At 61.0% G+C, this 19,409-nt stretch carries 22 protein-coding genes; 11 read left to right on the top strand and 11 right to left on the bottom strand.

Going from position 1 to position 19,409, the window contains the following annotated elements:
• Positions 1 to 86: 86 nt before the first annotated feature.
• Positions 87 to 1,190 carry an NADH:flavin oxidoreductase gene (locus tag AB5I78_RS24450; RefSeq protein ID WP_369302176.1) on the top strand — a complete coding sequence of 368 codons (1,104 nt, stop codon included), beginning with the start codon at positions 87 to 89 and terminating at the stop codon, positions 1,188 to 1,190.
• Here AB5I78_RS24450 and AB5I78_RS24445 read toward each other — a convergent pair.
• Positions 1,159 to 2,361 (bottom strand): glycosyltransferase family 1 protein, encoded by a 1,203-nt coding sequence (locus tag AB5I78_RS24445; protein ID WP_119736716.1) that lies wholly within the window; start codon positions 2,359 to 2,361, stop codon positions 1,159 to 1,161. The two genes, AB5I78_RS24450 and AB5I78_RS24445, sit on opposite strands and share 32 nt — an antisense overlap.
• Positions 2,362 to 2,415: 54 nt before the next feature.
• Positions 2,416 to 3,180 (bottom strand): sulfate transporter CysZ, encoded by a 765-nt coding sequence (cysZ, locus tag AB5I78_RS24440; RefSeq protein ID WP_262209963.1) that lies wholly within the window; start codon positions 3,178 to 3,180, stop codon positions 2,416 to 2,418.
• Between the two features lie 292 nt (positions 3,181 to 3,472).
• Between cysZ and trxB the strand changes: the two genes are divergently transcribed.
• The gene (gene trxB, locus AB5I78_RS24435) at positions 3,473 to 4,435 is read left to right on the top strand and encodes a thioredoxin-disulfide reductase (RefSeq protein WP_010206474.1); all 963 of its coding nucleotides are present in this window, start codon (positions 3,473 to 3,475) and stop codon (positions 4,433 to 4,435) included.
• Positions 4,436 to 4,621: 186 nt separating this feature from the next.
• Here trxB and AB5I78_RS24430 read toward each other — a convergent pair whose 3' ends face one another.
• The 6 genes from AB5I78_RS24430 to AB5I78_RS24405 all read right to left on the bottom strand — a co-directional run bounded on the left by AB5I78_RS24430 (position 4,622) and on the right by AB5I78_RS24405 (position 7,617).
• A complete protein-coding gene (locus tag AB5I78_RS24430; protein ID WP_369302175.1) occupies positions 4,622 to 4,960 on the bottom strand; it encodes a HopJ type III effector protein in 339 nt (112 codons plus the stop codon).
• Positions 4,953 to 5,249 carry a DUF1244 domain-containing protein gene (locus AB5I78_RS24425; protein WP_369302174.1) on the bottom strand — a complete coding sequence of 99 codons (297 nt, stop codon included), beginning with the start codon at positions 5,247 to 5,249 and terminating at the stop codon, positions 4,953 to 4,955. The genes AB5I78_RS24430 and AB5I78_RS24425 overlap by 8 nt, the downstream gene beginning before the upstream one ends.
• Positions 5,250 to 5,333: 84 nt before the next feature.
• Positions 5,334 to 5,705 (bottom strand): dihydroneopterin triphosphate 2'-epimerase, encoded by a 372-nt coding sequence (folX, locus tag AB5I78_RS24420; protein WP_003194073.1) that lies wholly within the window; start codon positions 5,703 to 5,705, stop codon positions 5,334 to 5,336.
• Between the two features lie 2 nt (positions 5,706 to 5,707).
• On the bottom strand, positions 5,708 to 6,268 hold the full coding sequence (gene folE / locus AB5I78_RS24415; protein ID WP_145164314.1) for a GTP cyclohydrolase I FolE: 561 nt from the start codon (positions 6,266 to 6,268) through the stop codon (positions 5,708 to 5,710).
• A 20-nt stretch (positions 6,269 to 6,288) separates the two neighbouring features.
• Positions 6,289 to 6,999, bottom strand: coding sequence for a dihydromonapterin reductase (gene folM, locus AB5I78_RS24410; protein WP_369302173.1), 711 nt, complete (start codon positions 6,997 to 6,999; stop codon positions 6,289 to 6,291).
• A gap of 57 nt (positions 7,000 to 7,056) precedes the next feature.
• Positions 7,057 to 7,617 carry an antibiotic biosynthesis monooxygenase gene (locus AB5I78_RS24405; protein ID WP_145164310.1) on the bottom strand — a complete coding sequence of 187 codons (561 nt, stop codon included), beginning with the start codon at positions 7,615 to 7,617 and terminating at the stop codon, positions 7,057 to 7,059.
• Positions 7,618 to 7,829: 212 nt separating this feature from the next.
• On the opposite strand from AB5I78_RS24405, the gene AB5I78_RS24400 reads away from it, so the two are divergent.
• Positions 7,830 to 8,780, top strand: coding sequence for a MerR family transcriptional regulator (locus tag AB5I78_RS24400; RefSeq protein WP_369302172.1), 951 nt, complete (start codon positions 7,830 to 7,832; stop codon positions 8,778 to 8,780).
• Between the two features lie 2 nt (positions 8,781 to 8,782).
• Here AB5I78_RS24400 and AB5I78_RS24395 read toward each other — a convergent pair whose 3' ends face one another.
• Together AB5I78_RS24395 and AB5I78_RS24390 are read right to left on the bottom strand one after the other, a co-directional pair.
• Entirely contained in the window at positions 8,783 to 9,388 is a 606-nt protein-coding gene (locus tag AB5I78_RS24395) for a hypothetical protein (RefSeq protein WP_145164307.1), read from the bottom strand.
• Positions 9,389 to 9,446: 58 nt separating this feature from the next.
• A complete protein-coding gene (locus AB5I78_RS24390; protein ID WP_369302171.1) occupies positions 9,447 to 9,914 on the bottom strand; it encodes a PAS domain-containing protein in 468 nt (155 codons plus the stop codon).
• 131 nt (positions 9,915 to 10,045) lie between these two features.
• On the opposite strand from AB5I78_RS24390, the gene AB5I78_RS24385 reads away from it, so the two are divergent.
• On the top strand, positions 10,046 to 10,501 hold the full coding sequence (locus AB5I78_RS24385) for a flavodoxin (RefSeq protein WP_369302170.1): 456 nt from the start codon (positions 10,046 to 10,048) through the stop codon (positions 10,499 to 10,501).
• Here the strand turns inward: AB5I78_RS24385 and AB5I78_RS24380 are convergent.
• Positions 10,482 to 11,378 (bottom strand): LysR family transcriptional regulator, encoded by an 897-nt coding sequence (locus tag AB5I78_RS24380; protein WP_145164301.1) that lies wholly within the window; start codon positions 11,376 to 11,378, stop codon positions 10,482 to 10,484. The two genes, AB5I78_RS24385 and AB5I78_RS24380, sit on opposite strands and share 20 nt — an antisense overlap.
• Positions 11,379 to 11,475: 97 nt before the next feature.
• Here AB5I78_RS24380 and AB5I78_RS24375 point away from each other — a divergent pair, with 97 nt between their 5' ends.
• The 7 genes from AB5I78_RS24375 (at position 11,476) to AB5I78_RS24345 (ending at position 19,269) form a co-directional block, all read left to right on the top strand.
• The gene (locus AB5I78_RS24375) at positions 11,476 to 11,862 is read left to right on the top strand and encodes a CidA/LrgA family protein (RefSeq protein ID WP_369302169.1); all 387 of its coding nucleotides are present in this window, start codon (positions 11,476 to 11,478) and stop codon (positions 11,860 to 11,862) included.
• Complete coding sequence (locus AB5I78_RS24370) at positions 11,852 to 12,538, top strand: LrgB family protein (RefSeq protein WP_369302168.1); 687 nt, start codon at positions 11,852 to 11,854, stop codon at positions 12,536 to 12,538. The genes AB5I78_RS24375 and AB5I78_RS24370 overlap by 11 nt, the downstream gene beginning before the upstream one ends.
• Before the next feature lie 150 nt (positions 12,539 to 12,688).
• The gene (locus AB5I78_RS24365) at positions 12,689 to 13,471 is read left to right on the top strand and encodes a class II aldolase/adducin family protein (RefSeq protein WP_145164297.1); all 783 of its coding nucleotides are present in this window, start codon (positions 12,689 to 12,691) and stop codon (positions 13,469 to 13,471) included.
• Positions 13,471 to 14,373, top strand: coding sequence for an alpha/beta fold hydrolase (locus AB5I78_RS24360; RefSeq protein ID WP_145164295.1), 903 nt, complete (start codon positions 13,471 to 13,473; stop codon positions 14,371 to 14,373). Before AB5I78_RS24365 ends, AB5I78_RS24360 begins: the two co-directional genes overlap by 1 nt.
• A gap of 325 nt (positions 14,374 to 14,698) precedes the next feature.
• Positions 14,699 to 15,610, top strand: coding sequence for an SDR family oxidoreductase (locus AB5I78_RS24355; protein ID WP_124418443.1), 912 nt, complete (start codon positions 14,699 to 14,701; stop codon positions 15,608 to 15,610).
• 483 nt (positions 15,611 to 16,093) lie between these two features.
• On the top strand, positions 16,094 to 17,884 hold the full coding sequence (locus tag AB5I78_RS24350; protein ID WP_369302167.1) for a DUF1302 domain-containing protein: 1,791 nt from the start codon (positions 16,094 to 16,096) through the stop codon (positions 17,882 to 17,884).
• Between the two features lie 26 nt (positions 17,885 to 17,910).
• Positions 17,911 to 19,269 (top strand): DUF1329 domain-containing protein, encoded by a 1,359-nt coding sequence (locus tag AB5I78_RS24345; RefSeq protein ID WP_262209957.1) that lies wholly within the window; start codon positions 17,911 to 17,913, stop codon positions 19,267 to 19,269.
• Positions 19,270 to 19,409: the final 140 nt, after the last annotated feature.

The raw sequence follows: 19,409 nt of genomic DNA, 5'->3' as shown, positions 1-19,409 counted from the left end.
TAATCACCCAAATCAATAGTGCTTTCAGGCGCTGCGCACTGCCCATATTATCCGCATCATAAATACCTTTTCCGCGGAGTGCTCCCATGCCTGTCCAAGCCTTGTTCAAACCTTTCCAGCTCGGTGCACTGCAACTGTCGACCCGCGTGGTCATGGCGCCCATGACCCGTTCGTTTTCGCCGGGTGGCGTGCCCAATGCCAAGGTCATCGAATACTACCGCCGCCGCGCCGCCGCCGGCGTGGGCCTGATCATCACCGAAGGCACCGTGGTCGGTCATCAGGCCTCCAACGGTTACCCGAACGTTCCGCATTTTTACGGTGAGGCCGCGCTGGCCGGCTGGGAAGAAGTGGTCGACGCCGTACACGCCGAAGGCGGCAAGATCGTGCCGCAACTGTGGCACGTGGGCAGCGTGCGCCGTATCGGCACCGAGCCTGACGCCAGCGTACCGGCCTACGGCCCGATGGAAAAACTCAAGGACGGCAATGTGGTCGTCCACGGCATGACTACCCAGGACATCCAGGACGTGATCAATGCCTTCGCCCAAGCCGCCAAGGATGCCCAGCGCATCGGCATGGACGGCGTAGAGATCCACGGCGCCCACGGTTACCTGGTTGATCAGTTCTTCTGGGAAGGCACCAACCAGCGCACCGACGAATACGGTGGCAGTCTGGCCAACCGTTCGCGGTTTGCCATCGAATTGATCCAGGCCACCCGCGCCGCCGTAGGCCCGGACTTCCCGATCATCCTGCGTTTCTCGCAGTGGAAGCAGCAGGACTACACTGCGCGCCTGGTGCAAACACCCGAGGCGCTGGGTGAGTTCCTCAAGCCGTTGTCCGACGCGGGTGTGGATATTTTCCACTGCTCAACCCGTCGTTTCTGGGAGCCGGAATTCGAAGGTTCCGACCTCAACCTGGCCGGTTGGACGCGCCAGCTCACCGGCAAGCCGACCATCACCGTTGGCAGCGTCGGCCTGGACGGCGAGTTCCTGCAGTTCATGGTCAACACCGACAAGGTCGCGCAGCCGGCCAGCCTGGAAAAGCTGCTGGAGCGCCTCAACAACGATGAGTTCGACCTGGTCGCCGTGGGCCGTGCCTTGCTGGTGGACCCGGATTGGGCGGTGAAGGTGCGCGAGGGGCGCGAGGGCGACATCCTGCCGTTCAGTCGTGAGGCGTTGACGACCCTGGTGTAAGAGGCGAAAGGGCGGGCACCGGGTGTCCGTCCTTGCACACTCCGCGTAACTGGCGTTCGAACTGTTCGATAATCGCCGGCCAGCCCTGGCGGCTCGCATGTTGGCGAGCATTCAGGCGCATGCGGCGCAGGCTCTCTGCATCTTCCAGCAACCAATTGGCGGCATCGCAAAACGCAGCCTCATCCCCCGGCATCGCCAGCACGCCGTTGTAGCCATGGCGGATATGCTGGGTTGCGGCCGCCTGGTCGTAGGCCACCACCCCCAATCCCGAGGCCATCGCCTCCAGCACCACGTTGCCGAAGGTTTCAGTCAGGCTGGGGAACAGGAACACATCGCCTGAGGCGTAATGCCGGGCCAGTTCTTCACCGCGCAGGGTGCCGCAGAAAATCGCCTCCGGCAGTTCCTTTTCCAGCATCGTGCGTTGTGGGCCATCGCCGACGATGATCAGTTTCATCTGGCGCAACGGATAGGTGTCTTGCAAGGTTTCAAAGCAGCGCTTGAGCAACCCCAGGTTTTTCTCCTGCGCCAGTCGACCTACGTGCAGCACGGCGATCTGCTCAGCGTTCAATGCCCAACTTTCCCGCAACGCGTGGTCGCGTTTCGCCGGGTGGAACAACTGGCTGTCGACCCCGCGCGCCAACATTCCCAGGCGCTCGAAATTCCGCCGCTCTAGCTCCAGGCGCTGACTGGTGCTGGGGACCAGCGTCAGCGTCGAGCGGTTATGGAACCAGCGCAAATAGTGCGTGACCATGCGGCTGAGCAGGCTCAAACCGTATTGGTTCGAGTACTGCTGGAAGTTGGTGTGAAAGCCACTGACCACGCTGATGCCCAGGCGCCGTGCTGCGCGCAACGCCGACAAGCCCAAGGGGCCTTCGGTGGCGATGTAGAGCACGTCGGGACGCTGACGGGTCCAGCGGCGCAGCAACTTATGCATCGACGACTGGCCCCATTGCAGGCCGGGGTAGCCCGGCAGCGGCCAGCCGCGGCACAGCAGCAGCGCGTCATCGCTGGGGCGGCTTTGATCGCTGCCCTGGCGTGGGCGCACCAACTCGACCTGATGGCCGCGCGCGCGCAAACCTTCACACAGGCGGCCAAGGGTATTGGCCACCCCGTTGATCTCTGGCGGGAAGGTTTCGGTGATCAGGGTGATGTGAAGCGAAGCTGTCGTCATGACCCACAGTGTCACCGTGGGCCATGTCGTCATTGTGTCATTGGCATGATGGATTTATGACCGGGTCACTTTCTGCATTGCCATCGCCTCGGCGCCTTGCTCGCGCACCCAGAACAGCGTGGCCCCGGCCACCGCCGCTGGCATCATCAGCAGGTTGACCACAGGCACCAGCAGCACCAGGTAGACAATGCCGCCGAAGCTCATGCTCTGCCAGCGCTTCTTGCGCAGCCAGGCGAGCATCTCGTTCCAGCCCAGCTTGTGGTTGTCTGCCGGGTAGTCGATGTACTGGATCGCCATCATCCACACGCCGAACAGCAGCCACAACGGCGCGGCGATCAGGTTGACCACCGGAATGAACGACAGGATAAACAGGCCGATGGCGCGTGGCAGGAAGTAGCCCAGCTTGCGCATTTCCCGCGCCAGCGTGCGGGGCACCATCGCCACCAGTTCGCCCCAGCTGAACGGCGGGAAGTCGTCGGTGCCGCGCACCACCACTTCAACTTTCTCTGCGAGAAAACCGTTGAAGGGCGCCGCGATGATATTCGCCAGCATGGTGAAGGTGAAAAACACCATCAGCACCACCAGCACCACAAACAGCGGCCACAGGATGTAACTGAGGAAACTCAACCAGCCCGGCAGCGTCGGCATCAAGGTGTCGACCCACAGGCTGAACTGATGGCCGGCGAAGTAGATCAAACCGACGAACAGCACCAGGTTGATCGCCAGCGGCAGCACTACAAACAGGCGCAGGCCTGGGCTCAATACCAGTTTGAGGCCTTCGCGCAGGTATTGCGGGCCGGAAAGAGCAGGGGCGGGCATGGAGAACTCCGAGCAGGATGACAAACGCGCCGACCTTACCGCCTTTGCACCTTGGGCGAAAGCAGCGACATCACAGGTAACATCTAAGCACAATGGCGTCGATTAATCGGGTGGCAGGGATAGAGACCACCTATGAGCTGGATTGTTATTCCGTATTTCCTTAATCTTGCCCCCCTCGATACGCTGCACCCATTATTTTTCAGGACCGGCGAGTTCAAGCCTTCCCCAAGTGCTTCGCGGTCCTTTTTTATTCCAGCCGTTCTGTAGTCCGGACGGTCGATAGGAGTGAGTCATGTCTGATACCCGTCATTCGCGAGTGATTATTCTCGGTTCCGGCCCTGCCGGTTACAGCGCTGCCGTTTACGCTGCCCGGGCCAACCTCAAGCCGCTGCTGATCACCGGCATGCAGGCGGGCGGTCAGTTGACCACCACCACTGAAGTCGACAACTGGCCGGGCGACGTCCATGGCCTGACCGGCCCGGTGCTGATGGAGCGTATGAAAGAACACGCCGAGCGCTTTGAAACCGAGATCGTTTTCGACCATATCAACCAGGTCGACTTCTCGAAAAAGCCTTACAGCCTGACCGGCGACAGCGGTGTGTACACCTGTGACGCGCTGATCATCGCCACTGGCGCCAGCGCCCGTTACCTGGGCCTGCCGTCGGAAGAAGCGTTCATGGGCAAAGGCGTATCTGCCTGCGCGACCTGCGACGGTTTCTTCTACCGCAACAAGCCTGTTGCCGTGGTCGGTGGTGGCAACACCGCCGTCGAAGAGGCGCTGTACCTGGCCAACATCGCCAGCACCGTGACCCTGGTTCACCGCCGCGAGACCTTCCGCGCCGAGAAGATCCTGATCGACAAGCTGCACGCCCGTGTCGCTGAAGGCAAGATCATCCTCAAGCTCAACGCCACCCTGGACGAAGTCCTGGGCGACAACATGGGCGTGACCGGCGCTCGCCTGAAAAACAACGACGGCAGCTTCGACGAGCTGAAAGTCGACGGCGTGTTCATCGCGATCGGCCACACCCCGAACACCTCGCTGTTCGAAGGCGTGCTCGAGGCCAAAGACGGTTACCTGGTGGTGCAAGGCGGCCGTGAAGGCAATGCCACCGCGACCAACATCGAAGGCATCTTTGCTGCCGGTGACGTGGCTGACCACGTCTATCGCCAGGCCATCACCTCGGCCGGCGCCGGCTGCATGGCGGCCCTGGACGCCGAGCGTTACCTCGACGGTTTGAAGGACGCTTCGTTCTAAACCCGTTGAAATGAAAAAACCGGCTGCGAGGCCGGTTTTTTATGCGCGCGATGTATGCCGCACTGCAGTCCAGAAGTGTTAACCCAATCACTGTGGGAGCTGGCTTGCCTGCGATAGCGGCGTTGGCTGACACTCCGCTATCGCAGGCAAGCCAGCTCCCACATTAAACCGGGTTATCCAATTGAATCAGCGGCGGGTCAGTGGCTGCTGAGTGAACTTCACACCCGCCAACCCATGCTTGATCAACGCACGAATATTGCCGTGGTCACTGCCCTCAGGCGTAGCCACCACCGAACGGTAATGCTCACCAAACGCCAGCAGCGCTTCCTGATCGCTCAAGCCTTCCAACAGCGCCAGACCCAGCGTCTTGCAAGACCCTTCGTTCTGCCCGGCAGCGTTTTCCACGTTGCCATTGGTGAAGGCTTGCGGCTGGTAGTCGTAACCGGCAGCGACAAAAGCCAAGGTATCGGCAAAAACGTGTTCGCCGCTGTTGAGGCTGGCGCGCAGGGTGTTCAAATCAGTCATGGGTTTTTCCTTGGGCAAATGCCGCCTGTTGCTCGGCATTGGCTTCTTTCTGGTATTGGGCTTTCCACTCGGCGTACGGCATGCCGTACACCACTTCACGGGCGTCATCGAGGCTCAGCTCGATGTGGCGCTTGTCGGCCTCGGCCTTGTACCACTTGGACAAGCAGTTACGGCAGAAGCCCGAAAGGTTCATCAGGTCGATGTTCTGTACATCCTTGCGGCTGTCCAGGTGTGCCACCAGCCGGCGGAAGGCGGCGGCTTCGAGTTCGAGGCGTTGTTGATCGTTCATGGTGGTCTCTTTGAGACAGCTTCAAGCGGGCAAGCTTCAAGCTGCAAGTTGGAGTGTGGTCGGCCTTTAGCTTATCGCTTGCCGCTAACGGCTTGCAGCCAGCGTTATCGACACCGACTCGGCAAAGCGCAGCGCGTGAGGCTTGTCCACTTCGACTTCGGCGTACAGCACCGACTCGTTGCTCATCACCAGGTCCAGCAGCTCCTGGGTCAGGCGCTCGAGCAGGGCGAAGCGGTTGCCTTCGACGTGGGCGATGATGGCCTTGGTGATGGTGCGGTAGTTCAACGCGTGGTCGATGTCGTTGTCGCGCACGGCTTCCTGGGCGGCATACAGGATGGTCAGGTTGATCAGCACGTCCTGCTTGTTGAGGATTTCGTCCTCGTTGATGCCGATAAAGGTGCGCAGGCACAGGTCCTTGACCCGGATGCGCGCCATGCCTGGTTGAAGTTGTGGCATTGCTACTTGCTCCGTCCAATCAGTTGCAGGAACTCCATGCGCGTGGTGTTCGACTCGCGGAAGGCGCCGAGCATCACCGAGGTGTTCATGGTTGAATTCTGTTTTTCCACACCGCGCATCATCATGCACATGTGCTTGGCTTCGATCACCACCGCCACGCCGGCGGCCTGAGTGACCTGCTGAATCGCGTCGGCAATTTGCCGCGTGAGGTTTTCCTGGATCTGCAGGCGTCGGGCGTACATGTCGACAATGCGCGCCAGCTTCGACAGCCCGAGCACCTTGCCGGTCGGAATATAGGCCACATGGGCCTTGCCGATAAAGGGCAGCAAATGGTGCTCGCACAGCGAATACAGCTCGATGTCCTTAAGAATCACCATCTCGTCATTGTCGGACGCGAACAGCGCACCGTTGACGATTTCGTCCAGGTTCTGCTCGTAGCCGTGACACAAGTACTGCATGGCCTTGGCAGCGCGCTTGGGGGTGTCGAGCAAGCCTTCGCGTTGCGGGTCTTCGCCCAGGCCTTTGAGAATTTCGCGGTAGTGTTGGGGCAGGGACAAGGTCATACAACATCCTCACAAACGGCTTACTTGATATGCCGCCCGCCGTTGACGGTCAGGGTGGTACCGGTGACATAAGGGTTGTCCAGCAGGTAACGCATGCTCTGGTAGATCACCTCGGGCCCGGGCTCGATGCCCAGTGCCGATTTGGCCAGGACCTTGGCGCGGTAGGCCGCGTCGTCGCCCTCGTTGAACATCACCATCGCCGGCGCAATGCCATTGACTTTGATCAACGGCGCGAACTGCGCAGCAAACGACAACGTGAGGCTGTCGAGCCCGGCCTTGGTGGCGCAATAGGCAATATGCTGGCGGCTGCCTTTGCGCACCACGTCGTCGCTGATATGCACAATGTCGGCAGGTGAAGAGCGTTGCAGCAAGGGTGAACAATGCAGGTTGATCAGGTACGGCGCAAGCATGTGCACGCTGAACATGTCGGTAAATGCGCGGCTTTCGTCGCCGGGCGTTTCCGCGACCCACGCCGAAGCATTATGGATGATCGCGCGCAGGCTGTTGGTGTGGGTTTGCAGTTGGGCGATGAAGGCCAGAATCCCGGCTTCACTGGAGAAGTCGGCAAACACGCCAACCGCGCCACGCTCGCGCAAGGCCTCAACGCCTGGACGCTCGCTGCGGTAGCTGAAAATAACCGGCTGGCCCTCGTCCAGCAGGCGCTCGGCGCAATGCAGGCCGACACGCTGGCCGGCACCGGTGATCAGGATCGGGGCGTTCGTTGCAGTCATGGGAGGCTCAAGTCGCTGGCAGGTTGAAACTATACCAGCGACCGGCCGCCCCTGTACTCAAGCGGCAGCTTCGGCGACCTTGCGCGGCGGCGGTGTGGGGTGCAGCCAGTTCGCCAGCAGGTGCGTTGACAGTGGAATGAACCAGAAAACCATCAAGGGCGTGAGCGCCAGGGTGCTGACCAGTACGCGTGGGGCCAGGTCCAATTCGTTGAGGAGCGGCCCAAGGACGAAGTTGAACAGCAGCGACACCGGGAAAAACGCCAGCCAGATCGCCACAGCCTGTTTCCAGCGCGGTGGCCGTGCGCCCACGGCGCCGAACCAGCCATCGATGCCACTGACGCGATGCTCGGACGGGTCGGCGAACAGCTCGCTGCCACGGCTCAACCAGGCACTGCGCGAGGCGGAAAACTCCCAGGCATGCAGGGTTTTTTCGTCGGCAAAGCGGAAGATGATTTGAAATTCGTCGTCATTGGGCGGCGGTGCCAGTACACCGGATCCCAGGTAACCGGGGAAGTCAGTGGCCAATTGCTCGCCTTCGCGCAGCCAGGCCATCAATTCTTCATAGCGCCCTTTGGCCACGCGGCGCGCAACCATCAGGGTGACAGGGGAGGTAGACATTGTGTATCTCCAAATAATCAGGTGCGCTGAGCCGGGTAGACGGCGCACGAAGGTGGCGGCCGGGTAGGCCATCACCTGAAAAACAGGCAAGGATTATTCCTGTTTTGCAAAATTACGCCAGTGACATTGGTCAGAAGGGGGCGGGCCTTGAAAAGGACAAGTAGAAAGGCGTTAAATGGGATCCAAATCTACACGGATGTTTTTGATCCCCGATGCCTGAAATTACTGCTCCTGTTCACGAAATCGCCCATGGCAGCCTTGCCGATTCCAGCGAGCTTTTTCCGATTCGTGAAGTCTCGAGATTGACAGGTGTCAATCCGGTCACCTTGCGAGCCTGGGAGCGACGTTACGGTCTGATTCAGCCCGCGCGCACCGAAAGTGGGCATCGCCTCTACTCCAGGACCGATATTGAGACCGTCAACAGGATCCTCGATTGGATTGAGCGCGGTGTTGCGGTAAGCAAGGTCGGCAAAATCCTCGCACGCGATGATCAGCAAGCCGATGTGGTTCGCGCCGAGCGAGACTCGGTCGAGGACACGCAATGGCAAGCGCGGTTGAGGCAGGCCATCAGTGCTTTCGATGATCGCGCCCTTGAACACGTGTACGGTCAGTTGTCAGCGACCTGTGCGCTGAGTGTGGCGTTTCAAGACATCCTCATGCCCCTTTGGTACGACTTGCTGCGGCATCAAGGCCGTTTCGGCCAAGCCAGCGAGTGGTTATTTTTCGATGCTTTCCTGCGTGAACAAGCCTGGCTGCGCTTGCAACTGGGCAGCGGCTCGCCCGTGTCCCGGGTCTTGCTGGCGGCGTTGCCCGGCGAATGCCGTAAGTTGGAATTGCTGGTGGCGGCGCTATTGGTCGGTCGGCAGGATCTGCCCATGAAGGTGCTGGAAGTGGGCCAGCCCCTGGACGAACTGACATTGGTCTGTGAAAAAATCCGGCCCCAAGCGCTCGTCATCTTCTCTAACCATTCACACAACCATGAGCTGGCCGAGCGCCTGAGTCGCTTGGCGATGACGCTCGATTGCCCACTGTTTCTGGCGGGCGCCGCATCTGACTTCGCCGAAAAAGACCTGGCAGGTTCCTCGGTCGGTTGCCTGGGCAGCGATGGGCTGGTGATGCAGCGCCGCTTGCAGCAGTTTCTGAGTGGGCAGCTGGATACCTGAGCTCAGGCGTGTACGTGCGGATGAACCAGGCGGTGCTGGTGCAGGATGAACTGGCGCAGCCGCTCGATCTCATCGGCATCACTTTGGCTCAAGCGGTAGGCGAATAAGCCGCGTGCCGTTTCCCGCTCCAGCGTGCCGCGCAAGGCAATGCGTTCGTAGCCGGAAGGGCTGAACCACAGGGAAAAGGTTTTCGGCGGTTTGACCCGGCCACGAATCTCAACCAGCACGCCTTTGAATGACACCTCGTGAACCCATAACGCGGCAGGGTTGCCCTTGACGTTTTCCAGTGCCACCGGGGTTTCGAGGGCCAGGCGCCACGGCCGGATCATCGGGCCGTCTTCAAAAATGCTCGGCACACCCAGGCGCAGATGCACTGCGTGAAACTCGTCTTCGACCAAGTGCAGCGGGAACGTGAGTTGCTGGTTATCGAACTGCGCCTGGATAGTGACATGGTCGTGAGCGGCCAAGCGCGTGAGCAAATCCCGAATCTGTGCACCGCCGTTGACCGTCAGGCTCGACCACGCATCCCGCAGGTTGAGCTGCGGGTTGTGTTGCATGTCCTGGATAAAATCCAGTTCGTCCTGCGTCAGTAGCGCGTCGCGGTGCATTGATGTAGCTCAACGATGAGACATTAAAAAGCCATTATCGCTCTAAAGACCGTATTTTTTACACTTTGTTAATTCCGCTCGTCGCTTTGAGCGCCGCCAACTCGCCTTTGAGCTCGGCCACCTGTGCTTCCAGCTGGGCCGCGCGTAGTTGTGCTTTGACCTGCGCGCTGACGTCTTTTTGCACGCCCACAAAATAGGTCTGCTTGTCGGCTTCGTTGTAAACCGTCGACAGCGATAGCTCGTTCCAGAACGCAGTGCCGTCCTTGCGGTAATTGCGCAGGATCTCCCGGCACGAACCGCCGTTGTCGAGGGCTTCACGAATCGCTATCAAGGCGGGCTGGTCGCGGTCGCCCGCCTGCAGGAAGCGGCAATCCTGATACAGGATGTCGTCCAGTGCATAGCCGGTCATGCGCTCGAAGGCCGGGTTAACGTAGATCAGCGGCTTGTCTTTGCCTTCGCGTTCGGCTACGACGATGCCGTCGTTGGAGGCGTTGATGACCAGTTGCATCAGTTTGGCGTTAATCATATAGAGCGGTCCATGGCTTGTTTTTAGAGACTGCAGTGTATGGCATGCCCTGAATGTTGCGCGGCATGCGCCGAAATATTTGCGCCAGCTGCTAACATCCCACGCTTTGGCTCAACTACAGGATCAGATTGATGAAAGTCGCCATCCTTTCCGGCTCGGTCTACGGCACCGCTGAAGAAGTCGCCCGCCACGCCGCCGGCATCCTTAACGCGGCCGGTTTTGAAGCCTGGCACAACCCGCGCGCCACCTTGGCCGATGTGCAGGCCTTTGCTCCCGACGCCTTTCTGGCGGTGACATCCACCACCGGCATGGGCGAGTTGCCTGACAACCTGCAACCCCTGTATTCGAGCATTCGCGACCAACTCCCCGCCGCCTGGCGCGGGCTGCCCGGTGCCGTCATCGGGTTGGGCGACGCCAGCTACGGCGACACCTTCTGCGGCGGCGGCGAGCAAATGCGCGAGTTGTTCGGCGAGTTGGGCGTGCGCGAAGTGCTGTCGATGCTGCGCCTGGACGCCAGCGAAAGCGTCACTCCGGAAGCCGATGCCGAACCGTGGCTGGCCGAGCTGGTCACTGCACTGCGCGGTTGACCGGGAATTCGCGCAGCAGCGCCAGCCAGGCCTGGGCGGCTTTGGACAGATAAGCGCCTTCACGCCAGATAAAGGCAATGTCCCAGCGTAAAAAGTCCGGCGCCTTGAGTGTCAGGCGCACCACGCCCGGTCGCACCAACCCACGGGCGACCACACTGGGCAACAGCACCACGCCCTGACCGGCCGCGACCAGAGCGACGAGAAAATCCGCCTGGCCGCTGCGGCCGATCTCCTTCGGCGTAAAGCCCAATTGCTGACAGGCCTGCATCAGTCGGTCATTGAGCACAAAACTGCGTTGGTACATCAGGAAGGGCGTGTCCGCCAGTTCCTCCAGGCGCACCTGGGCATTGTCAGCCAATGGATGATCCATCGGCAGCAAGGCATCCAGCGGCTCGTCGCAAAAGGGTTGCCAGGCAAAGGCCGGATCACTGGGCATCAGCGTGCCACCCACGTCCAGCTCACCACTGAGAATCGCCTGCTCGATCGTGCGGCTGCCGCCTTCGAGCAATTGGATGGTGACCTTGGGGTAACGCCTGCGGTACTCGGCAAACAGCCCGGCAAACAGAGTGTCGCCCGCCAACAGCGGCAAGCCCAGGCGCAGCTCGCCACGGGCCAGTTGCTGCATATCATCCAGCTCGCTGAGCAGCTCTGTTTGCAGGCGCAACATGGCCTCGGCGCGCTGCAACACCACCTCGCCGGCGGCCGTCAGGCGAATGTGCGAGCCCGTGCGTTCCAGCAACGGCGTACCGAGGCTCTGCTCCAACTGGGCCACCTGCTTGCTGACGGCCGATTGGCTGATGTGCAAGGTTTTACCGGCCTGGGTAAAGCCGCCCCGGTGGATCACTTCGACAAAACTGCGCAGCTGTTTAAATTCCATGGGCCTGATTCCAGTTTGGAATAGTTGGCAGTCTAACAATTCGCTGTGGGGATGAGAGGGCCGTCTTTAAACTGAGCGCCTGCGAGGATCAACGCTTATGAACCGTTTCAGCTTCAAACATATCGCCCGCCTGCTGATTGAGCTGGTCGTGCTGCTGGCTATCTATTTTCTGGGCACCCAGCTTGCCGTGTGGTTGGCGTGGCCGATCCCGGGTGGCGTGGTGGGCTTAGGCCTGTTGCTGGCGACATTTTCCACCGGTCTGGTCAAGCCGGCCGCCCTGCAACTGGGCGCCGGGGTGTTGATGGCAGAGATGCTGCTGTTTTTTATCCCCGCGCTGATGAGCCTGCTTGATTACGGCGGCCTGGTGCGCAACGACGGCTGGCGCATCCTGCTGGTGATCGGTTTCAGCACGCTGTCGGTGATGCTGGTGACGGCGTTTACCGTAGAGATGGTCTGCCGCTGGAGCATGCGCCGTGAAGCTTGAGCTGATGCCGGTGTTCTGGCTCGCCCTGACCCTGGGCGCCTATATTTTCAGCCGCTGGATCTATCGCCGCACCGGGCGCTACGTGCTGTCGCCCTTGATTCTCGTGCCGGCGCTGCTGCTGGCGGTGGCCGCGCCGATGCACACCGCCTACGCCGAATATGCCGCCGACACCCATTGGCTGATGCTGGTGCTGGGCCCGGTCACCGTGGCGTTTGCGGTGCCGATCTGGCAACAACGCCGCTTGCTGGCGTGTCATTGGTCGGCGTTGCTGCTGGGTATGGTCGCCGGCAGTGCGGCCTCTATCGGCACCTCGTTCGGGCTGGCCAAGGCGCTGGCATTGGACAGCTCGGTGACGATGTCGCTGTTGCCGCGCTCGATCACCACGCCGTTTGCCATGCCGGTTTCCTCTGACCTGGGCGGTGTACCGGAACTCACCGCTGTGTTTGTGATGTTCACCGGCGTGTTCGGCGCCATGCTCGGCGGCGTGCTGCTCAAGTGGTTACCGTTGCGCACACCCCTGGCGCGTGGCGCGTTGTTTGGTGTGGGCGCCCATGGCGCGGGCGTCAGCCGGGCGCGGGAAGTGGGCGGTGAAGAAGGCTCGGTCGCGGGCCTGGTGATGGTGTTGACGGGCTTGCTCAACCTGTTCGCCGTGCCTTTATTGGCGGCGCTTCTCTGACGCGGCGCCCACTGACTTCAACTATTCTTGTTACTGACTCGTTCGGTCATCAAGCTGGCTGCGAAGGCGACTACTTGCGCGATGGCGTCTGACTAGACTGGCCCTCCACCCAAAAAAACAATAAGAAAATGCGCCAAGGAGGTCGTTGCCGTGAGCCTAGCACCCGTTCTATCGCCACAGAATGTCAAAGACCAGGTCAGCGCTGCCGAATGGCAAGCCCGTGTCGACCTGGCGGCCTGTTATCGCCTGGTCGCGCTGCATGGCTGGGATGACCTGATCTTCACGCATATTTCGGCCAAGGTGCCGGGCACCGATGATTTCCTGATCAACCCTTACGGGCTGATGTTTCACGAGATCACGGCGTCGAGCCTGGTCAAGGTCGACCAGGCCGGCAACAAGCTGATGGACAGCCCCTACGAGATCAACCCCGCGGGCTATACCATCCACAGCGCCATCCATGAAGTGCGCCACGACGTGGCATGCGTGATACACACCCACACGCCCGCCGGTGTTGCCGTTTCGGCGCAGAAGCAGGGCGTGTTGCCGATCAGCCAGCAATCGTTGTTCGTGCTCTCAAGCCTGGCCTATCACGCCTACGAAGGCGTGGCGCTGAACCATGAGGAAAAGGCGCGCTTGCAGGCGGACCTGGGCCAAAGCAATTTCCTGATGCTGCACAACCACGGCTTGCTGACCTGCGGCGGTACCATCGCCGACACCTTCCTGATGATGTTTACCTTCCAGCGCGCCTGCGATATCCAGGTGCTGGCGCAAAACGGCGCGGCTGAGTTGATTGCCATTGAGCCGCAGATTCTTGCCGGGGCCAAGGCCATGGTGGCAGCGGTCACCAAGAGCGCCCAGGGCATGGGCGGCGCGCTGGCCTGGCCGGCGCTGCTGCGTAAATTGGACCTGCAAGATCCCGGGTATAAAAGCTGATGCCACTCGCCGAAATCCCGCTCAGAGCCTGGCGCAAACGCGCCCAGGAATTCGTCTTCCGTGGTCGCACGATCCGTTACTGGGTGGCCGGGCAGGGCGAGCCCCTGCTGTTGATTCACGGCTTCCCCACGGCGAGTTGGGACTGGCACTATCTGTGGCAGCCGCTGGCCCAGCGCAACCTGGTGATTGCCTGCGACATGCTGGGGTTCGGCGACTCGGACAAGCCGGTGGATCACGACTATTGCCTGTTGGAACAGGCCGACCTGCAGCAGGCGCTGCTCGACCACCTGCGCGTAGAGCAACCGGTGCATGTGTTGGCCCATGACTACGGCGACAGCGTCGCCCAGGAACTACTCGCCCGTCATTACGAAGGCCGTTTTCAGATGGCCAGTTGCGTATTCCTCAACGGCGGGCTGTTCCCGGAAACCCATCGCCCGGCGCTGGTGCAAAAACTGCTGCTCAGCCCGCTTGGCTGGATGATCGGCCGTGCCTTCGGGCGCAATGCCTTGTCGAACAGCTTCAGCCAGATTTTCGGCCCGAATACGCGGCCCAGTGAAAGCGCGCTGGATGATTTCTGGAGCCTGATCAAGTGCAATGACGGCACGCGCATCCTGCACAAACTGATTGCCTACATTCCCCAGCGCCGCCGCTTGCGGGAGCGCTGGGTGGACGCGTTGCAGCGCGGCGAGGTGCCGTTGCGCGTCATCGACGGCGAAGTCGACCCGATCTCCGGTGTGCATATGGTGGAGCGTTATCACCAGTTGGTGCCGCACGCCGACACGGTGTTGCTGGCCAATATCGGCCACTACCCGCAGATAGAAGCGCCGGTGCTGGTGCTCAAGCATTACCTGGCGTTTCGCGAGCGCCTCGGCCAGCCCGCGCCACGAGTGGCCTATTCCTGAGCCACCTGTTGTGGCCAGTGAGCTTGTCGTGGCGAGCGGGCTGTTGTGGCGAGCGGGCTTGCCCCACGTTGGGGCGCGAAGCGGCCCTAAAACCTGCCACCGCGATACACCAGACACTCTGCAGTAACCTTATCGGGGCGGCTTCGCCACCCAACGCGGGGCAAGCCCGCTCGCCACTGAGAAGGCGATGCCCTGCGAAAGCCTGGGCCGCACAATCATCCCGCTGCCTTATCGAACACCATTCAGCCTCGGCCGACTTTATTGTGACCAGAGGCTGCGTGCCTGACACTCATGCCATTCCCATTGTCGCCAGCGGAGTTTCGGTATGAGTGAGTCAGTGCAGTTCCAGGATAAGGTCGTGATCGTCACCGGTGCCGGCGGCGGGTTGGGCCGGGCGCATGCGCTGCTGTTCGCCCGACACGGGGCCAAGGTGCTGGTCAACGACCTCGGCGGTTCCACTCAAGGCGAGGGCGCCAACGCCTCGGCGGCCGATCGCGTGGTCGCCGAGATCCGCGAAGCAGGTGGCATTGCCGAAGCCAACCATGACTCTGTCACCGACGGTGACAAAATCGTGCAGAACGCGCTCGATGCATTCGGCCGCATCGATGTGGTGGTGAACAACGCCGGCATCCTGCGCGACAAGACGTTCCACAAAATGGACGACGGCGACTGGGACCTGGTGTATCGAGTGCATGTCGAGGGTGCCTACAAAGTGACCCGCGCCGCCTGGCCACATTTGCGTGAGCAAGGCTATGGTCGGGTGATTTTCACCGCGTCCACTTCGGGCATCTATGGCAACTTCGGCCAATCCAACTACGGCATGGCCAAGCTGGGCTTGTACGGTTTGACCCGCACCCTGGCGCTGGAAGGGCGCAAGAACAATATCCTGGTCAACGCCATCGCCCCCACCGGCGGCACGCGCATGACCGAAGGCCTGATCCCGCCGCAAGTGTTCGACCGCCTCAAGCCGGAGCTGGTCAGCCCGTTGGTGGTGTACCTGGGCAGCGAAGCGTGCCAGGAAACCTCGGGCCTGTTTGAAGTGGGCGGCGGCTGGATCGGCAAGACCCGCTGGGAGCGCAGCCTGGGTGTGGGGTTTGACCCCGAAGCCGGGTTCTCACCCGATGATGTGGCCGCGCATTGGGCGCAGATCTGCGACTTCGAAGGCGCCGCGCACCCCAAGGACAACATCGAGGCATTGAAGGAGATGATGGCCAACTTGCAGAAATTCAGCCTCTGATCGTTGCTGGAACACTATCCAATACTGCGGGGCGCTGATGGCGCCCCGTTTTCATTCAGGCATAAAAAAGGCCGCTGCAAAGGCAGCGGCCGAAGTAAGACGTTGGATCAAGGAGCGACAAATCAACGTCAGTGAACTCGGGTAACAGATTGAATAAATTAGCCAATCCTTCGAAATTCAGCTGTTCTCCCCAGGTTGGGAGCGGGCCGTTTGCCCTGAGAGCGAGGTCAGAATAGTCGGTTGTAACAAATTGAGTAATAGCGGTTCGAGACAAGGACTGTTACCAAATTGGCAACAGTCGCTGCGCATGCCATCCATTGCCCTGATAACGCGCTATCTACGCCAGTCATGGCCCGGTCAAAACCCCGGCCAGAGCGGCTGCTAATCCTTTCGAGCGACACTGCGAATACCCCTTTGGTGCGCTTATCGCTCCTCGCGGGCGGCAGTAGGGTGGGGCCTTCTGTCACTCACCGGGGAAGACGCATGACAAAAACAACAATGCGCGCCATCTTCACGCCACAGGCGCTCGCCGCGGCGGTTGCGCTGGGCTGCTGCGCCCAGGCACAGGCTGTTTCGTTCAACATTGGCGAGATCGAAGGGCAATTCGATTCTTCGCTGTCGGTCGGCGCCAGCTGGGGTATGCGCGATGCCGACAAAAAGCTGGTGGGCATTCCCAATGGCGGCACGGGGCAGGCCTCCACCGGTGATGACGGGCGGCTCAACTTCAAGAAGGGCGAAACCTTCTCCAAGATCTTCAAAGGCATTCACGACCTGGAGCTCAAGTACGGCGACAGCGGCGTGTTTGTGCGCGGCAAGTACTGGTACGACTTCGAACTGCAGGACGAAGACCGCGAGTTCAAGCAGATCAGCAATAACCATCGCGACGAAGGCGCGCGGTCGTCCGGCTATGAGCTGCTGGATGCCTTCGTCTATCACAACTATTCGATTGGCGACCTGCCCGGCAACGTGCGCGTCGGCAAGCAAGTCGTCAGCTGGGGCGAAAGTACGTTCATCGGTAACTCGATCAACAGCATCAACCCCATCGACGTGTCGGCCTTTCGTCGCCCTGGTGCCGAAATCAAGGAAGGCCTGATCCCGGTGAACATGCTGTTCGCGTCCCAGAGCCTCACCAATCAGCTGTCGGTGGAAGGTTTCTACCAGTTGAACTGGGAAAACACCGTGGTGGACAACTGCGGCACTTTCTTTGGCAACGACGTGGTTGCTCACGGCTGCAACAACAACTACACCGTCGGCAGCCCGGCGATTGCGCCGCTGCAGCCGGTGGCCGCCGCGTTCGGCCAGGGCTTTCAAGTCACCCGCGAAGGCGTGGTGGTGCAGCGTGCCAAAGACCGCGAAGCCCGTGATGGCGGGCAGTTCGGTGCGGCGTTGCGCTGGCTCGGCGATGACACCGAGTACGGCCTGTACTTCATGAATTACCACAGCCGCACGCCTACCGTGGGCACCATTACCGCCAACACCAACCTGGCCACCATCGGGCGTATCGCGGCCACCGCCAACGCCATCGCGCCCGGCAGCGGCTCGGGCCTGGCCCAGAGCACCATGCTCGGTCGTGGCCAGTACTATCTCGACTACCCGGAAGACATTCGCCTGTACGGTGCCAGTTTCTCCACCACCTTGCCCACCGGCACGGCGTGGACCGGCGAGATCAGCTACCGCCCGAATGCGCCGGTGCAGCTCAACACCACCGACCTGACGCTGGCGCTGATCAACCCGATTGCCGGCCAGACCGCCTCGCCGATCCGCAGCTCGTTCGGCTCGGATAACTCAGGCTACCGCCGCAAGGAAATCACCCAGATCCAAAGCACCATGACTCAGTTCTTCGATCAGGTGCTGGGCGCCGAACGCCTGACGTTGGTGGGCGAGGCGGCCTACGTGCACGTCGGCGGTCTGGAGGCCAAAACCAAACTGCGCTACGGCCGCGACTCGGTGTATGGCGCCTATGGTTTCGGCGGCGATACCGACGGCTTCGTCACCGCCAATTCCTGGGGTTATCGCGCCCGCGCAATCCTGGATTACAACAACGTGTTTGCCGGGGTGAACCTCAAGCCCAACCTGTCCTGGTCCCATGACGTCAGCGGCTATGGGCCGAACGGGATATTCAACGAAGGCGCCAAAGCGATCAGCGTCGGTGTGGACGCGGATTACCGCAACACCTACACCGCGAGCCTGAGCTACACCGACTTTTTCGGCGGCGACTACAACACCCTCACCGACCGCGACTTTATCGCCCTCAGCTTCGGCGTGAACTTCTGATCTGGTTTAAGGAAGGACAAGAACCTATGCGTAAGATATTTGCAGTGATGGCCCTGAGTGTGCTGGCCGCCCACGTCATGGCGGCGGTGTCGCCCGAAGAAGCCGCCAAGCTTGGCACCACCCTGACGCCGGTCGGCGCTGAAAAAGCCGGCAACGCCGACGGCTCGATCCCGGCCTGGACCGGCGGCATCCCCAAAAATGCCGGCGCGGTGGACAGCAAGGGGTTTCTGGCCGACCCGTTTGCCAATGAAAAACCGCTGTTCGTGATCACCGCCGCCACGGTCGACAAGTACAAAGACAAGCTTTCCGACGGCCAAGTGGCGATGTTCAAGCGCTACCCCGAAACCTACAAGATCCCGGTGTACCCGACCCACCGCACGGTCAACCTGCCACCGGAGATCTACGAGTCGATCAAGCGCAGCGCGCTCAACGTGCACGCGATCAACGACGGCAATGGCCTGGAGAATTTCACCGGCAACCGCTATTACGCGTTCCCGATTCCGAAGAATGGCGTGGAAGTGTTGTGGAACCACATCACCCGTTACCACGGCGGCAACCTCAAGCGCATCATCACCCAGGCCACCCCGCAAACGAACGGCAGCTACACGCCGATCCGTTTCGAGGAAGAAGTGGCAGTGCCGCAAGCCATCCCGGACATCGATCAGGCCAAGGCGGCCAACGTGCTGAGCTTCTTCAAGCAATCGGTCACCGCCCCGGCACGCCTGGCGGGCAACGTGTTGCTGGTGCACGAGACGCTTGATCAGGTGAAAGAGCCGCGCCTGGCCTGGATCTACAACGCCGGCCAGCGCCGGGTGCGCCGCGCGCCGCAAGTCTCCTATGACGGCCCGGGCACCGCCTCCGACGGCCTGCGCACCACCGACAACTTCGACATGTTCTCCGGCGCGCCGGATCGCTATGACTGGAAGCTGGTCGGCAAAAAAGAGGTCTACATCCCCTACAACAGCTACAAGCTCGATTCGCCGACCCTCAAGTACGACGACATCATCAAGGCCGGGCACATCAACCAGGACCTGACCCGTTATGAGCTGCACCGCGTGTGGGAAGTGATCGGCACCGTCAAGCCGAGCGAGCGGCACATCTACGCCAAACGCCACATGTACATCGACGAAGACAGCTGGCAGGTCGCGCTGGTTGATCACTACGACGGCCGTGGCCAACTGTGGCGGGTAGCCGAGGGCCACGCGCAGTTCTACTACGACCATCAGGTGCCGGCCTACACCGTGGAAACGCTGTACGACATCATCGCCGGGCGCTACATCGCGCTGGGGATGAAAAACGAGGAGAAGAGCAGCTTCGTGTTCGGCTTTGCGGCCAAGGCGGCCGATTACACCCCGGCAGCGTTGAGGTCTGAGGGCGTGCGCTGATCTTCAATTGCAATACGATCACCCTGTGGGAGCCGGCAAGCCAGCTCCCACATTGACCGGGTTCCACTTTATGGTGGAGTGGAATCCCGGGTTTTATGCATGGCTACCAATCACCCCGCTGAATACTTCTTCAACAACCG

Source organism: Pseudomonas sp. N2-3-1-14 (assembly GCF_041228395.1).
Lineage (GTDB): Bacteria > Pseudomonadota > Gammaproteobacteria > Pseudomonadales > Pseudomonadaceae > Aquipseudomonas.
The sequence above is the reverse complement of the archived record's forward strand: the minus strand, read 5'-3'. Positions and strand labels throughout refer to the sequence as shown.